Origin of the sequence: Streptomyces sp. TLI_185 (assembly GCF_003814765.1) — a bacterium.
Lineage (GTDB): Bacteria > Actinomycetota > Actinomycetes > Streptomycetales > Streptomycetaceae > Streptomyces.
On record NZ_RKRB01000001.1, the window covers coordinates 7,738,041 to 7,752,461 of the forward strand.

Annotated in this window: 13 protein-coding genes; 5 read left to right on the forward strand and 8 right to left on the reverse strand. The window is 72.9% G+C overall.

Going from position 1 to position 14,421, the window contains the following annotated elements; genetic code table 11:
* The first annotated feature begins 32 nt into the window (after positions 1-32).
* Positions 33-2,894, forward strand: coding sequence for a SpoIIE family protein phosphatase (locus EDD92_RS35680; protein WP_123968106.1), 2,862 nt, complete (start codon positions 33-35; stop codon positions 2,892-2,894).
* An 84-nt stretch (positions 2,895-2,978) separates the two neighbouring features.
* Here EDD92_RS35680 and EDD92_RS35685 read toward each other — a convergent pair whose 3' ends face one another.
* Entirely contained in the window at positions 2,979-4,331 is a 1,353-nt protein-coding gene (locus tag EDD92_RS35685; RefSeq protein ID WP_123968107.1) for a hypothetical protein, read from the reverse strand.
* Between the two features lie 114 nt (positions 4,332-4,445).
* Here EDD92_RS35685 and EDD92_RS35690 point away from each other — a divergent pair, with 114 nt between their 5' ends.
* Together EDD92_RS35690 and EDD92_RS35695 are read left to right on the forward strand one after the other, a co-directional pair.
* Positions 4,446-5,684, forward strand: coding sequence for a molybdopterin-dependent oxidoreductase (locus EDD92_RS35690; RefSeq protein ID WP_123968108.1), 1,239 nt, complete (start codon positions 4,446-4,448; stop codon positions 5,682-5,684).
* Entirely contained in the window at positions 5,684-6,145 is a 462-nt protein-coding gene (locus EDD92_RS35695; protein ID WP_123968109.1) for a hypothetical protein, read from the forward strand. The genes EDD92_RS35690 and EDD92_RS35695 overlap by 1 nt, the downstream gene beginning before the upstream one ends.
* Positions 6,146-6,236: 91 nt before the next feature.
* Here the strand turns inward: EDD92_RS35695 and EDD92_RS35700 are convergent, their stop codons facing one another.
* The 3 genes from EDD92_RS35700 to EDD92_RS35710 form a co-directional block, all read right to left on the reverse strand.
* The gene (locus EDD92_RS35700; RefSeq protein ID WP_123968110.1) at positions 6,237-7,085 is read right to left on the reverse strand and encodes a methyltransferase domain-containing protein; all 849 of its coding nucleotides are present in this window, start codon (positions 7,083-7,085) and stop codon (positions 6,237-6,239) included.
* A gap of 146 nt (positions 7,086-7,231) precedes the next feature.
* Positions 7,232-7,840, reverse strand: coding sequence for a DUF2064 domain-containing protein (locus EDD92_RS35705; protein ID WP_399185501.1), 609 nt, complete (start codon positions 7,838-7,840; stop codon positions 7,232-7,234).
* Between the two features lie 5 nt (positions 7,841-7,845).
* The gene (locus tag EDD92_RS35710; RefSeq protein ID WP_123970695.1) at positions 7,846-8,529 is read right to left on the reverse strand and encodes a glycosyltransferase family 2 protein; all 684 of its coding nucleotides are present in this window, start codon (positions 8,527-8,529) and stop codon (positions 7,846-7,848) included.
* A 187-nt stretch (positions 8,530-8,716) separates the two neighbouring features.
* Between EDD92_RS35710 and EDD92_RS35715 the strand changes: the two genes are divergently transcribed.
* Both EDD92_RS35715 and EDD92_RS35720 read left to right on the forward strand, forming a co-directional pair.
* The gene (locus EDD92_RS35715) at positions 8,717-9,454 is read left to right on the forward strand and encodes a response regulator transcription factor (protein WP_123968112.1); all 738 of its coding nucleotides are present in this window, start codon (positions 8,717-8,719) and stop codon (positions 9,452-9,454) included.
* 2 nt (positions 9,455-9,456) lie between these two features.
* The gene (locus EDD92_RS35720) at positions 9,457-10,569 is read left to right on the forward strand and encodes a sensor histidine kinase KdpD (RefSeq protein ID WP_123968113.1); all 1,113 of its coding nucleotides are present in this window, start codon (positions 9,457-9,459) and stop codon (positions 10,567-10,569) included.
* 4 nt (positions 10,570-10,573) lie between these two features.
* Here EDD92_RS35720 and EDD92_RS35725 read toward each other — a convergent pair whose 3' ends face one another.
* The 4 genes from EDD92_RS35725 to EDD92_RS35740 form a co-directional block, all read right to left on the reverse strand.
* Entirely contained in the window at positions 10,574-10,879 is a 306-nt protein-coding gene (locus EDD92_RS35725) for a hypothetical protein (RefSeq protein WP_123968114.1), read from the reverse strand.
* Positions 10,880-11,087: 208 nt separating this feature from the next.
* Positions 11,088-12,089 (reverse strand): NAD(P)-dependent oxidoreductase, encoded by a 1,002-nt coding sequence (locus tag EDD92_RS35730; protein ID WP_123968115.1) that lies wholly within the window; start codon positions 12,087-12,089, stop codon positions 11,088-11,090.
* 87 nt (positions 12,090-12,176) lie between these two features.
* Positions 12,177-13,616 carry a cell wall metabolism sensor histidine kinase WalK gene (locus tag EDD92_RS35735; protein ID WP_123968116.1) on the reverse strand — a complete coding sequence of 480 codons (1,440 nt, stop codon included), beginning with the start codon at positions 13,614-13,616 and terminating at the stop codon, positions 12,177-12,179.
* Entirely contained in the window at positions 13,613-14,302 is a 690-nt protein-coding gene (locus EDD92_RS35740; RefSeq protein ID WP_123968117.1) for a response regulator transcription factor, read from the reverse strand. The genes EDD92_RS35735 and EDD92_RS35740 overlap by 4 nt, the downstream gene beginning before the upstream one ends.
* Positions 14,303-14,421: the final 119 nt, after the last annotated feature.

Here is a 14,421-nt window from a genome sequence, read left to right on the forward strand (position 1 = left end):
GGCGCGCGACCGGGCCTGCTCCAGGTGAGGAAGTGATCTCGGTGTCCGTCGCCTGGGACGACATCGGCGGACTCGTCGATGCCCACGAACGTTTCCTGGCAGGTGCGCGGGTCGAGGCGGACGTCCGGGGTTCGGTGCTCGAATCCTGGAAGCGCTGCCGCTCCGCGGGGCTCGAACCCGGCCATCTGCTCGTCCCCTACGAGCAGGGCGTGACGCTGGACGAACGGTTCCTGCGCGCGGCCGACCCGGTGCTGACGAAACTGAGCGCCTCCCTGGCGGAAGTGGGCATGTCGATCGCGCTGTGCGACGCGCGGGGCCGCATGGTGCGGCGCCTCGACGGCGACCTGCGGCTGCGCGACCGGCTGGACGAGGTGAACTTCGCCCCGGGGTTCGACGCCTCCGAGCCGGTGGTCGGCACCAACGGCGTCGGCACCGCACTCGCCGAGCGCGGCCCGATCTATGTCGTCGGCCGTGAGCACTTCGCCGACTGTCTGCAGCCCTTCGCCTGCGCGGGCTCGCCCGTCCGCAATCCGCTGAGCGGCCGGATCGAGGCCGTCCTGGACCTCACCTGCCTGCGCGACGACGGCGACCCCACCATGCTGCGGCTGGTCCGGGCGGCCGCCCGGGACATCGAGGACCGCCTCCTCGAACAGGCCACGGAACGAGAACGCGCACTCCTCGCCGCCTACCGGCGGGCCGCCCTCGACGTGCGCGGGGCAGCACGGCCGGCCGACCGTCCGGCGCCGGGCGACGGACACGACGGCGACGGCCTCGGCCGGATCGACCTGGCCGTACTGCGCGAACGGGCCGAGGAACTCATCGCCTCGCCGGTCCGCACCCTCGACGAGGTTCCGCTGTCGGGCGGCCGTATCGCCACGCTGCTGCGGCGTCAGGTCATGGGCGCGGCCGGGGAGACGGGCGTCGCGGTGGAGGCGCGCATCCCGGGCGGGCCGCGGCTGAGCGGGCTCGGACTGCCGACGTCGCCACCGGTCGCCGGGCCGGTGCCGGTGGCGACCCCGGGGGCAAGCGGGCCGCCGGTGACCGCGCGCGAGGCGACGGCCCCGACAGTGGCCCAACCCGCCGTCGTCGTACGGGCCGTCGTGCCGCCGCCCCAGGCCCCGGCACCACAGCCCGCCGAAACCGTCGGCGACATCCTCGACGGCGCCGAGAGCCGGCTGCTGCTCGTCGGGGAACCCGGCGTCGGCCGGCTGGCCGTACTCGCGCGCAGGCGGCTGGAGTTGCTGCATGACGCAGGGTTGCGGATCGGCACCACCCTCGACGTCACCCGTACCGCGGAGGAACTGGCCGAGGTGACCGTGCCCCGGTTCGCCGACTTCGTCGCCGTCGACCTGCCCGACGCGGTGCTGCGCGGCGAGGAGCCGGTGGTGCTCGGCGGCCGGACGCCACTGCGTCGGGTCGCCATCCGCGCCGTACGCAAGCAGCCCGCCCATCTGTACGACGTCGGCGACACCGTCGAGTACGTCCCGTCCACGCCGCAGGCCCGCTGCCTGGAGCTCACGCAGTCCGTCATGGAACCCGTGCTGGCTCAGGCGGGCGGCTGGATCGCACAGGATCCCGAGCGGATGGGGCGGGTGCTCGCGGCGGGCGTCCACTCCTTGATCACCGTGCCGCTGCGCGCCCGCGGCACCACGCTCGGCGTGGTCAGCTTCTACCGCTCCGAGCGGCCCGCTCCCTTCGAGGACGACGACCTCTCCCTCGCCCAGGAGCTGGTGCTGCGCGCCGCGACCTGCATCGACAACGCCCGCCGCTACACCCGCGAGCACAACACCGCACTCGCCCTGCAGCGCAGTTTGCTGCCCAAGGGCCGCCCCGAGCAGAGTGCCGTGGAGGTCGCCTACCGCTATCTGCCCGCGCAGGCCGGCGTGGGCGGCGACTGGTTCGACGTCATCCCCCTGTCCGGCGCCCGTGTCGCCCTGGTGGTCGGGGATGTCGTCGGCCACGGCCTGCACGCCGCCGCCACGATGGGCCGGCTGCGCACCGCCGTGCACAACTTCTGCTCCCTGGACCTGCCGCCCGACGACCTCCTCACTCACCTCGACGACCTGGTGGTGCGCCTGGACCGGGGCGAGGGCTGGGCGGTGGAGAGCACCCAGGCCGACTCCGGCATCGTCGGAGCGACCTGCCTCTACGCCGTCTACGATCCGGTGTCCCGGCGCTGCACCCTCACCCGCGCCGGGCACCCCCTGCCCGCGGTCGTCGCCCCGGACGGCACCGTCGAGTTCGTCGACCTGCCCCCCGGCCAGCCCCTCGGCCTGGGCGGCATGCCCTTCGAGACCGTCGAGCTGGAACTCGCCGAGGGCAGCCAACTCGTGCTGTACACCGACGGGTTGGTCGAGGACCGGCTGCGTGACATGGACTCCGGCCTGGACCGGCTCCGTACCGTTCTGGCCGTTCCCGGCCGGGCCCCGGAGGACACCTGCGAGGCCGTCCTCGACGCGCTGCTGCCGGAGCGGCCGAGCGACGACGTGGCCCTGCTGGTCGCCCGCACCCACGTTCTCGGCCGGGAACGGGTGGCCGAGTGGGTCCTGCCCAGCGACCCGGCGGTCGTCTCCCGCGCCCGCACCGCGGTCACCGGACAGCTCGCCGCCTGGGGGCTGGACGAACTGGCCTTCACCACCGAACTGGTCGCCAGCGAACTCGTCACCAACGCCATCCGTCATGCCACCGGGCCCGTGCAGCTCCGTCTTCTGCGTGACCGGGCGTTGCTCTGCGAGGTCTCCGACGGGAGCAGTACGTCGCCGCGGCTGCGGCGCGCTCGTACGGAGGACGAGGGTGGGCGGGGGTTGTTCCTGGTTGCTCAGCTCACTGAGCGGTGGGGGACTCGGTATACGCCTTACGGCAAGGTGATTTGGACAGAGCAGTCGTTGCCTTGACACCGCGCGCCGGTGGGGGCTGGTCGCGCCCACGCGGCGGAGCCGCATATCGATACAGCACCGGCCTTCGACGCCGCCGCTTGGTCACCAGCCCGTCAACAGCAAATGATTGACGAGCAGCGCCAGCACGGCCTGCGCCGCCAGCCAGCCGCGTGCCCCCGTCAGGAATGCGCAGCTCGGTAGCAGCCACATCGCGAACGGGAGCCAGATTCGTTCCGTCTCTGCCTTGCTCATGCCGGAGGCGTCGGCGATGAGGAGGGCGAGGAGGGTGGCGGCCACCAGGACGGCGAGGCGGAAGGCGGGGGCCTGGGTACGGTGGGTGAGGGTTGTGGCCGTGCGGCGCAGGCCTGCGGCGGTGGCCGGGCCGACGATGAACACCGTGCAGGCGAGGTTCGCCCACACCCAGTAGCCGTACGGGCGGACGCCACCCGCGCCCTGGTAGTAGCGGGTGACCAGCAGGCGGTAGGCCTCCCACCAGTTGAAGCCCAGCGCCGTGAACACGGCCGGGACGACTGCCAGTCCGGCGAGGAGGAAGGGGAGGGGACGGGGGATGGGGGTCCCCCCGCTCGAGCGGAGCCGAGAGTGGGGGAGGCCGCCGAGGAGGAGGACGGCGGCGGCGATCAGGGCGAAGAGGGTGAGGCCGTAGGAGAGGTAGGCGGTCAGGCCGAAGAGGAGGCCCGAGGCGAGGCCGGTCCAGCGGGGGTGGTGGCCCGTCACCGCCAGGGCCAGGAGCGCGACCGCCCAGGCGGCGACCGCCGTGAAGTAACCGTCGGCGGAGGTGCCCACCCACACCGCCGCCGGGGCCAGGGCGAGGAAGGGGGCCGCGCGCCGGGCGAGGTGGTCGTCGGTCAGTGTCCGTACGGCGATCAGGACCGCCATCGTCGCGGTCGTACCGACGGTGATGACGAAGGCGCCCGCCCAGCCACCGCCGCGCAGCCCGATGTGGTCGAGGAGGACGAAGGTGACGGTGGCTCCCGCGGGGTGCCCGGCGATGTGCGCGGGCCAGTTGTCGGGGGAGCCGATCAGGATGTGGTGGGTGAAGTCGCGCAGGGCGCTGGGAATGTCGTTGAAGCGGCCGATTACCTGCAGGTATTCGTTTCGCGTAGTCAGCTGTTGGGCGATGCCGCGGTACCAGCCGTCGACCAGGGCGAGCGACCACGTCCAGGCCAGTGCCGCCCCCCAGGTCGCGAGGAGCAGGGGGCGCCAGGGGAGGCGGGCGGCGAGGGCGGGGCCGTACGCCACGACGGCCACCGCGACGGCGATCGCCGCCGGGGTGCCGGGGCCGACGTGCGGCTCCCAGGTCGCCAGGAGCGGGGGCCAGCCGACGCGGAGTGAGCCGTTGCGGTGCTCGATGCCGGTGCCGACGGCCGCGGCGGTCACAACGAGCAGCGCGGCTGCCGCGGCGGCGTACAGGTCTCGGCGGAGGTCGCGATTCACGGCGCACACGCTAGGCCGCGGGGCCTCCCCCGGACGGCTGACATGCACAGACGTCAGAGTTTCGTCATGGTTCGCGGAGCCGTTTCCGGGGTGCGTCGGACCTACGGTCGGGGCATGAGACGGACTCCCTTCTCGCCCTCCTTCTGGCGCAGCCCTCTTCGCGGCCCCTGGTTCACCTCGGTCCTCGGCATCGTCCTGCTCGGCGGCATCACGGTGCTGTTCGTGACGGGACTGCTGTCGTACGCGGCCTACAACCCGGACCTGGCGCGGGTGAACGACAAGACCCCGGACAAGGGGATCCTCGGCTTCTATCTCTTCTCCTGGCCGACCGATCCGCACTGGCTGTACCGGCTCACCCAGGGCGTCCACGTCACCCTCGGGATCACCCTGATCCCCGTCCTGCTGGCCAAGCTGTGGTCGGTGGTGCCGAAGCTGTTCACGCTGCCGCCCGCCCGCTCCCTCGCGCACGCGCTGGAGCGGATCTCGTTGCTGCTGCTGGTCGGCGGCGGCCTGTTCGAGTTCGTCACCGGCGTGCTGAACGTCCAGCTCGACTACGTCTTCCCCGGCTCCTTCTACCCGCTGCACTTCTACGGGGCGTGGGTCTTCTTCGCCGTGTTCGTCGCCCATGCGGTGCTGAAGACTCCGGCGGCCCTGCGCAACCTGCGCGGTATGCGTCAACCGCCTCAAGTGGCGGAGGAAGAGCGCGAGTTGGTGTCCCCCGACCCCGATCCGCCGACCGTCTCCCGGCGGGGTGCCCTCGGGCTGGTCGGAGGCGGCTCGCTGCTGCTGTTCGGCACGACGGTCGGGCAGGGTTTCGACGGGCTGCGTTGGAGCGCCGTTCTCGCCCCGCACGGGGGCGCCGAACCCGGCAGCGGACCGGGGGGCTTCCAGATCAACAAGACGGCCGCTTACGCCGGCATCAGTGCGGCGGAGCGGAGCGAGGAGGCGTGGCGGCTGGTGGTCTCCGGGCGCACCGGTACCGTCCGGCTCAGCCGTGCCGAGCTGCTCCGACTGCCCCTGCACAGCTCGGCTTTGCCCATCGCCTGTGTCGAGGGCTGGTCGACCTCCGACCAGTGGTGGCGCGGCGTGCGGCTGCGGGACCTGGCGGCCCTCGTGGGGTACGACGGCGATCCGCCGGACGTCTTCGTGGAGTCGCTGCAACGGCACGGCGCGTTCCGGCGGGCCGCCCTGCGCGCCAACCAGGTCGCCGACTCGCGTTCCCTGCTCGCCCTGTTCGTCAACGGCGAGGAGCTGACCCCCGACCACGGCCATCCGGCACGGGTCATCGTGCCCGCGGCGCCCGGTGTGCTCAACACCAAGTGGGTGGCGCGGATGACGTTCGGAGACCTGTGATGAGGCGCCCCCGGTTCGCGCTGCCGCTCGGCAGCCCGCTCCAGATCCTGCTGCTGGCCTGCTCGTTCGCACTCGCCGCCTATGCGGGGGTGCAACTGCTCGCGGGGGACTGGTTCGGCGTCGCGCTGTGGTTCGTGGGGGCGGCGCTGCTGCACGACCTGGTGCTGCTGCCGCTGTACGCGGCGGCGGACCGCGCCCTCGTGCAGGCGGCGGGTCCGCGGCGCAGGTGGGTGGGGTACGTCCGGGTGCCGGCCGCGCTGTCGCTGCTCCTTCTGCTGGTCTGGTTCCCGCTGATCAGCGGCCAGGCGACGGCGCGCTACGCGTCCGCCACCGGCCTGTCCGCGGACCGCTTCCTCTCCCGCTGGCTGCTGCTGACGGCCGTACTCTTCGGTGGCTCGGCGGTGTTGTTCGTGCTGCGGCTGCGTAAGGCGACGAAGCAGCGGCCGCCGGTCGTTCACTGATCGGCGGTATGGCTGCCGTCGTGGTGTGTGTTGCAGGGGGGTGGCCTGGTGGCGGGGCGGAGTGCTTCGCGAGCGGCCTGTCCGCCGGTGGCTACTTTGTTGCCTGTTGCCTGTTGCCTGTTGCCTGCCGGCTGCCGGTGACGGCGCTGCTGTCCCTGCTGCGGGTGCGCAGGCCGACGAAGCAGCGGCCGCCGGCTGTCCACTGATCGGTGGCATGCCAGCCCGCGTGGCGCGCGTGCCGCAGCAGGGCCGGGGTGCCGAGCCGGGCCCATGGGAAGGGGCTGCCGGCGGCGCCTCGCGCGTCGGTGACATGCACCCGGACCCGCTCGTCGACGTCCGGGTCCGGGACCGTCTCGGCGATCAACAGGCCGCCGGGGGCGAGTAGTTGGGCCATGCGGTCGAGCAGGGTGCGCGGGTCGCCGCCGATGCCGACATTGCCGTCGAGCAGGAGTGCGGTCCCCCAGCGGCCCTCGGCGGGCAGCGGCTCGAAGACGGAGCGGCGCAGTGCCTGTCCGCCGAGGGCGACCGTCCGGGCCACGGCCGCCTCACTCACGTCGATGCCGAGTACCGGCAGCCCCCGCGCGCCCAGGGCGACGACCAGTCGCCCGGGCCCGCACCCCACGTCGAGCACGGCGCCCTCACACCGCCGCAGCACCTCCAGATCGACGGCATCGGCCTCCGCACACCACCGCTCGACCTCCAGCAGAAGCAGCCAGCCGTCGGCCCGGCGCAGGAACAGCGGGCCGCGGCCGGTCCGCAGAGCGTAGGCATAGGGGTCGGCGGACCAGGTGTCGTCGTCCGCGGGGGCGAGTGGTGCCGGAGGGACGACGCCGGGGTGCCGGCGGACTGTGGCGGGGCTCGGTGCGTGGCGCCACGGGGCGTCGGTGCCGGTGCCGGAGCCGGAGCTGTCGGCCTGCGTGGCCGGCCTTCGCACGGCCATGGGGCCGCTCGCTGCCTCCGCGTCGGCGCTTGCGTTCGGCGGTCGCGTGGCCGATGGGGAGCCGTCCGTCTGCTCGGCCGGTCGGGAGTGCGCTGTGCCGGTGCCCGGCTGGCGTCCGATCCGTGTCGTCAGCTCTGGGGCGCCGCTCATCGGTCCGCCGCCGCGAGGTGGGCCAGCTGAGCCGCGAAGCGGCCGGTGGGTGCGGTCTTGGCGACCCGTTCGGCGTCGTGGGCCGTGTCGACGTCCCGCAGGCGCGGCAGGTCCCGTACACGAAGTCCTTCCAGCCGGGCGCGCTGGACGGCGCCCGTGTGGGGTGTCGACATCGGGACGCCGAGAAGGAGCGCCGGGTCCGGGTCGGCCAGGCCCAGGGCCCAGAAGCCGCCGTCCTCAGCGGGGCCGAAGTACGCGTCGCAGTCGGCGAAGTCCACAGCGAGCAGCCCGGGTGTCACCTGAGGGGTGTCCATTCCGATGAGCAGGGCCGGGCCGTCGCAGTGTGCGAAGGCCGCGGCCAGGCGCTCGTCGAGGCCGCCCGGGCACTGCCGTACGACCTCGAAGCCTGGCGGCAGCCAGGGGCCTGGTTCACCCTCCAGGACCAGGACCCGGCGGTGGGCCGGGGTGCGTGCGACGGTGTCCAGGGTGTCCGCCAGTGCCGCTTCGGCGAGCGCGGCCGCCTCCCGAGGGGTGAAGGGCGGTGTCAGCCGGGTCTTCACCCGCCCGGGCCTCGGTTCCTTCGCGATGACCAGGAGCGTGGGCAGGGGGGTCATGGGCGGACTCCTTCGCGCACCTGCGGTTCCACCGACGGCTCGGCCAGGACCCGGCTCATGTCCCGCACCGCCTGCCAGGTGCCGCGCCAGGTGCCGGTCACCTTGGAGGCACCCGCGCGCGGGCGGTACGGAACGTCGTACTCGGCGATCCGCCAGTCCGCATCGGCGGCGCGCACGACCATCTGCAGGGGGTAGCCGCTGCGGCGGTCCGTGAGGCCCAGGGACAGCAGCGGTTCGCGGCGGGCGGCCCGCAGCGGCCCCAGGTCGTGCAGGCGCAGACCGGTGCGGCGGCGGAGGAGACGGGCGAGGGCGAGGTTGCCCGCGCGGGCGTGCAGCGGCCAGGCGCCGAGCGACTGCGCGCGGCGCCGGCCCAGCACCAGGTCGGCCTCCCCGGCCCGGATCCGCTCCACGAACGGCACCAGGTCGGCCGGGTCCAGCGAGGCGTCGCAGTCGCAGAAGCAGACGACGTCCGCCGTTGCCGCCGTCAGACCCGCGTGGCAGGCGGCGCCGAAGCCGCGCCGCGCCTCGTGCACGACACTCGCGCCGAGCGCGCGGGCGATGTCCGCCGAGCCGTCGGTGGAACCGTTGTCCACGACGAGCGCACGCCAGCCGGACGGCATGCGATCGAGCACCCAGGGCAGGGCCTCGGCCTCGTCGAGGCAGGGGAGTACGACGTCCACGGACGTCGCGCCCGGTTCTCGTACGTCTCTTGCGTCTCGTACGTCGGGTACGTCTTTGTCGGTAGGGGGCGTCACGGCACTCACCCTACGAATGGGAATCGGGCAAATCGGGCTTCGGCTCCTTACGAAACACGGACGTCAGGACCAGACGGCGGCGTACACGCGTGCGCGGTGCGAGGCTGGCTCCATGGAGCAGCAGCAGTACGGACAGGGCGGCGCCCGGGTGCTCGTCGTGGACGACGACCCCACCGTCGCCGAGGTCGTCACCGGGTATCTCGACCGCGCCGGGTATGTCGTGGACCGGGCGGGGGACGGGCCCGACGCCCTCGCCCGAGCCGCCGCCCACTGGCCGGACCTCGTCGTCCTCGATCTGATGCTGCCCGGCATGGACGGCCTGGAGGTGTGCCGGCGGATGCGGGGGCACGGACCGGTGCCGGTCATCATGCTCACCGCGCGCGGCGACGAGGACGACCGCATCCTGGGTCTGGAGGTCGGCGCCGACGACTACGTCACCAAGCCGTTCAGCCCCCGCGAGCTGGTGCTGCGCGTCGAGTCCGTGCTGCGCCGCACCCGGCCCTCCCAGCCGTCGGGTCTGCTGCGGGCGGCCGGGCTCTGCGTCGACCCGGCGTCCCGCCGTGCCCTCAAGAACGGCGCCGAACTCGCCCTCACCATCCGGGAGTTCGACCTCCTCGCCTTCTTCCTGCGGCACCCCGGCCGGGTCTACAGCCGCGAGGACCTGATGCGCGAGGTGTGGGGCTGGGACTTCGGCGACCTGTCGACCGTCACCGTCCATGTGCGGCGGCTGCGCGGCAAGGTCGAGGACGACCCGGGCAGGCCCCGGCTGATCCAGACCGTGTGGGGCGTCGGCTACCGCTTCGACGGCTCCCAGGACGCCTCTGAAGACGTCTCCCGAGCGGAGGCGTGACCATGCACGACAACCTCCTCATCGCCCTGTTCGCCTTCCTCGGCGCCGCCGCGGCCGGACTGCTCGGCGCCTGTGTGCTGCTGCTGATCCGGCGTCGCTCGCTCGCCCTGCACCTCGGTGTGGTCGCCGCCGTCGCCGTCACCGCGATGCTCGCCGGCACCCTCGCCGTCGCGCAGGCCATGTTCCTGTCCGGGCACGACCTGAAGGTCGTCACGACCGTCGTCGCGATGGCCGCCGTGGTGTCCCTGGCCACCGCCCTGCTGCTCGGCCGCTGGGTCGCCGCGCGCAGCCGCGCCCTCACCCTCGCCGCCCGCTCCTTCGGCGACGGCGGCGACTTCACTTCGCCCGTCGGTCCCGCCACCGCCGAACTCGCCGCCCTCAGCCGGGAGTTGGAGGCCACCAGCGCCAAACTCGCCGAGTCCCGGGAACGCGAACGCGCCCTGGAGTCCTCCCGCCGCGAACTGGTCGCCTGGATCTCCCACGACCTGCGCACCCCCCTTGCCGGACTGCGCGCGATGTCCGAGGCACTGGAGGACGGCGTCGCCGCCGACCCCGGCCGCTACCTCAAACAGATCCGCACCGAGGTCGAGCGGCTCAACGACATGGTCGGCGACCTCTTCGAACTCTCCCGCATCCACGCGGGCACACTGGCGCTCAGCCCCAGCCGCATCTCCCTCTACGACCTCGTCGGCGACGCACTTGCGGGCGCCGACCCCCTGGCCCGCGAGCACGGCGTACGGCTGGTCGGCACCCGGGTCGAGCCGCTACCGGTCGAGGTGGACGGCAGGGAGATGAGCCGGGTGCTGGGCAATCTGCTGGTCAACGCCATCCGGCGGACTCCGGCCGACGGCACGGTGGCGATCGCCGCGGAGCGCTCGCCGGACGGTGTGGTCGTGTCCGTGACGGACGCCTGCGGCGGCATCCCGGAGGACGACCTGCCCCGCGTCTTCGACACCGGATGGCGAGGCACGCATGCCCGGACTCCCCCTGCGGGCGCGGGACTCGGCCTCGCCATCGTGCGGGGCATCGTGGAGGCGCACCAGGGACGGGCGAGCGTCCGCAACATCCCGGGCGGCTGCCGGTTCGAGGTGACCCTGCCGGTGGCGGAGGCGTGAAAGGTCACCTTTCGGGGCGGCACTCGATGTCGGTCGGCGACACGCTGCGGCAGGTGAGCCCGCTCCCGGGGCCGATGGCATGGGAGAGGAACGGTGCGATGAGTTTCTCGCAGGACGGACCCGCGCCGTCCTCGGAGTCCTCGCTCGCGTGCTTGCAGGCCCTGTCGATGACTTCGGTGCTGTCGATCTTCTCGCCGGGCGGCGGCGTGTCCGCGAACGCCGACGGGGCGAGGAGGAACACGCCGGCCATCGGTGCGGTGAGCAGTGCGGCGATCCGGGTGCGGGTGGGCTTGAGAGTACGCCGGAGCATTCTGCGGTCCTTTCAACTGATTTGTGCCGAACAGCGCCATGATCGACGACAACGACGTCGTCCAGGCGTGGACACGCTCAGTGCGTCCGCGTGAACTCCGGCATCCCCTGTTTGTGGTGGTGCTGCCCGCTGCCGCTTCGTGAATGCGGGCAGCACCACCGGTCTGTGGGCGCCACTGGTCCATCGGCGCCACCGGTCCGTCGGGGGCCTAGCCCTCACGCATTCCGGCCCGCGCGAACTCCCGCATGCCCTCCTCGAAGCCCACTTCGGCCTTCCAGCCCAGCTCGGCCCGCAGCCGCGCCGAGTCCGCCGTGATGTGCCGTACGTCGCCCAGCCGGTACTCCCCGGTGACGACCGGCTCTGGACCGCCGTACGCAGCGGCCAGCGCCCGGGCCATCTCGCCGACCGTGTGCACCTCGCCGCTGCCCGTGTTGTACGCGGTCAGCGCCCCCTCGCGGGAACCCGCCTCCAGCGCCGCCACGTTGGCCGCGGCCACGTCCCGCACATGCACGAAGTCCCGCCGTTGACGGCCGTCCTCGAAGACCCGCGGGGACTCGCCGCGGGACAGCGCCGAGCGGAAGAAGGAGGCGACGCCCGCGTACGGGGTGTCGCGGGGCATCCCCGGCCCGTACACGTTGTGGTAGCGCAGCGACACCGCCGAGCCGCCCGTGGCGCGTGCCCACGCCGCCGCCAGATGCTCCTGGGTGAGCTTGGTCGTCGCGTACACGTTGCGCGGGTCGACCGGGGAGTCCTCCGCGACCAGGCCGGGCGACAGTTCGGCCCCGCACACCGGGCACGGCGGTTCGAAGCGGCCCGCATCCAGGTCGGCCACGGTGCGCGGGCCCGGCCGTACCACCCCGTGCCGCGGGCAGCCGTACCGTCCTTCGCCGTAGACCACCATCGACCCGGCCAGCACCAGCCGCCGTACGCCCGCCTCGGCCATGGCGGTGAGCAGGACGGCGGTGCCGAGGTCGTTGTGGGAGACGTAGTCGGCCGCGTCCGCGAAGCCGGTGCCGAGTCCGACCATCGCCGCCTGGTGGCACACGGCATCGACACCGGTGAGGGCGCGGCGGGCGGCCGTGGGGCTGCGTACGTCCGAGGCGGGATCGGCCCGGACGTCGTACACGACGGGCTCGTGCCCCTGTGCCTCCAGTGCCCGCACGACTTGGGACCCGATGAACCCGGCACCGCCGGTGACCAGTACTCGCATGCGGCCACGCTAGGGCCGTGAACAGGCGGGACGCGTGGGCCGCGCCCGGGACGTCACGGGTCCGTAAGACCTCCGGGGCCCCTGGAGCTAGCCGCGCACCGGCAGCGACACCGTGAACACCGTCGACCCCGGTTCACTGCGCAGCTCGATCGTGCCGCCGTGGGCGCGGACCAGGGAACCGGCGACCGACAGCCCGAGCCCGCTGCCGCCGCGGTCCCGGCTGCGGGCCTTGTCGACGCGGTAGAAGCGGTCGAAGACCCGCTCCTGGTCGGCGGCCGGAATGCCGGGGCCGGCGTCCTCGACCCGTACGACGGCCTGGTCTCCGGCCACCTCGACCGCCAGCGACACCGGCGTACCGGCCGGCGTGTGCACGGCCGCGTTGGTGAGCAGGTTGTCCAGGACCTGGCGGATGCGGTGCGGGTCCAGACGCAGCTTCAGCGAGGGCGGGCCGGACGTCACCTTCAGGGGACGCTGCGGACGGCTCGCCCGGAAGGCGGCGGCCGCCTCGTCCACCAGCTCCACCAGGTCCGTGTCCTGCATCCGCAGCGGCGCGTCCACCTCCGCCGCGTCCAGGCGGGCGAGCAGCAGCAGATCGTCCAGCAGGAAGCCCATCCGGGCCGCCTCGGCGCGCAGCCGGGCCAGATGCTTGTCCCGTTCCTCGGGGGCGTTGGCGGCGGCGTACTGGAAGAGGTCCGCGTAGCCCCGCACGGACATCAGGGGGGTGCGCAGCTCGTGCGAGGCGTCCGCGACGAAACGGCGCAGGCGCTGTTCCGCCTCCGCGCGGACCGCGAGCGAGTCGTCGATGTGCTCCAGCATGGTGTTGAAGGCGGTGCGCAGCTCCTCCACCTCCGGGCCGCCGCCCCGCTTGTCGGCGCGCAGCGGCAGCCGGGCCGCCGACTCGGTCAGGTCGTGCGAGGCAATGCCGTGGGCCGTGTGGGCCATGTCGCTCAGCGGGTTCAGGCCCCGGCGCAGCATCCGCCGGCCCGCCAGCACCAGCGCCAGCAGGGCCAGCCCGAAGGCGACCACCTGGACCGTGACCAGCCGCCGTACCGTGTCGTCGATGTCGACCGTCGGAGCCCCGCTGACCAGGATCACGCCGGGTTTGACCTCGCAACTGCGCAGCCGGTACTCGCCCTGGCCCGCGATGTCCTCGGTGCGCAGCACCTCCGTGTCCGCGGAGATCTGCGCCTTGGCCACGGCAGTGAGGCCGGCGACGTCCTTGGGCAGGTCGCCCGGCTCCTCGGGCTCGCGAAGCACGGGGGAGCCGTGCGACACGTCGTACACCGCGTAGTACCAGCCCCAGTACTTCTTGCCCGCGAGCGTGCCGGTCTCCGCGATGCTCCTGGACTGGGCGACCTGGGCGAGCCCCAGCTGGTCGTCGAGCTGGTTCGACAGATAGTCCCGCATATACGTCGTCAGGGCCGTGCCGACCACGGCGAACACCACCAGCGCCAGCGCCCCGAGCCCCAGCGCCAGCCGGGTGCCGAGCCGCAGCCTCCGGTACGACTGCAGGAACCGGCGGATCACTCGGCCGCCTGCCGGATCACGTACCCGAAGCCCCGTACCGTCTGGATCAGCGGCTCGCCCGTGTCGTCGAGCTTGCGGCGCAGCCGGCTGACGACCAGCTCGACGACGTTCGAGCGGCCCCCGAAGCCGTACTCCCACACATGGTCGAGGATCTGCGCCTTGGTCATCACGGTCGGCGACTTGCGCATCAGGAAGCGCAGCACCTCGTACTCGGTCGGGGTGAGCGTGAGCAGCTTGTCGCCGCGCCGCACCTCGCGGGTGTCCTCGTCCATCGTCAGGTCCGCCACCCGCAGCACCGACCGCTGGAAGGACGGCCCGGCGCTGCGCCGCAGCACCGTCCGCAGCCGCGCCATCAGCTCCTCCACCGCGAACGGCTTGACCAGGTAGTCGTCACCGCCCCGGGTCAGGCCCGCCACCCGGTCGGCGACGCCGTCCCGCGCGGTGAGGAACACCACGGGCACCATCATGCCCGAGGCACGCAGCCGGTCCAGGACGCCGAAGCCGTCCAGATCCGGCAGCATCAGGTCGAGCACCACGATGTCCGGGTGGAACTCGCCGGCCCTCCGCAACGCCTCCTCACCGGAGTTCGCGGTGGCCGCGTCCCAGCCCTCGTAACGGGCGACGGTCGCGACGAGATCGGCAATGGGCGGGTCGTCGTCCACGACGAGGAGGCGTACTTTTTCCACCTGCTCATAGTGCGGCACGCGACTGGTGAGGCCATGTGGTCCGGGGCACAGCGGGCACATCGATAACTACTTGAAAGTTGTCCGACAGCTTATCGACAGCTCCTACCCGCCAAGCTCTG

Bases quoted from the DNA above. Each gene is read 5' to 3' on its own strand.
- EDD92_RS35700 (WP_123968110.1), bottom strand. From the start codon at position 7,085: ATGGCCGTGCGAAGGCCGGCCACGCAGGCCGACAGCTCCGGCTCCGGC.
- EDD92_RS35690 (WP_123968108.1), top strand. From the start codon at position 4,446: ATGAGACGGACTCCCTTCTCGCCCTCCTTCTGGCGCAGCCCTCTTCGC.
- EDD92_RS35730 (WP_123968115.1), bottom strand. From the start codon at position 12,089: ATGCGAGTACTGGTCACCGGCGGTGCCGGGTTCATCGGGTCCCAAGTC.
- EDD92_RS35695 (WP_123968109.1), top strand. From the start codon at position 5,684: ATGAGGCGCCCCCGGTTCGCGCTGCCGCTCGGCAGCCCGCTCCAGATC.
- EDD92_RS35720 (WP_123968113.1), top strand. From the start codon at position 9,457: ATGCACGACAACCTCCTCATCGCCCTGTTCGCCTTCCTCGGCGCCGCC.
- EDD92_RS35715 (WP_123968112.1), top strand. From the start codon at position 8,717: ATGGAGCAGCAGCAGTACGGACAGGGCGGCGCCCGGGTGCTCGTCGTG.
- EDD92_RS35725 (WP_123968114.1), bottom strand. From the start codon at position 10,879: ATGCTCCGGCGTACTCTCAAGCCCACCCGCACCCGGATCGCCGCACTG.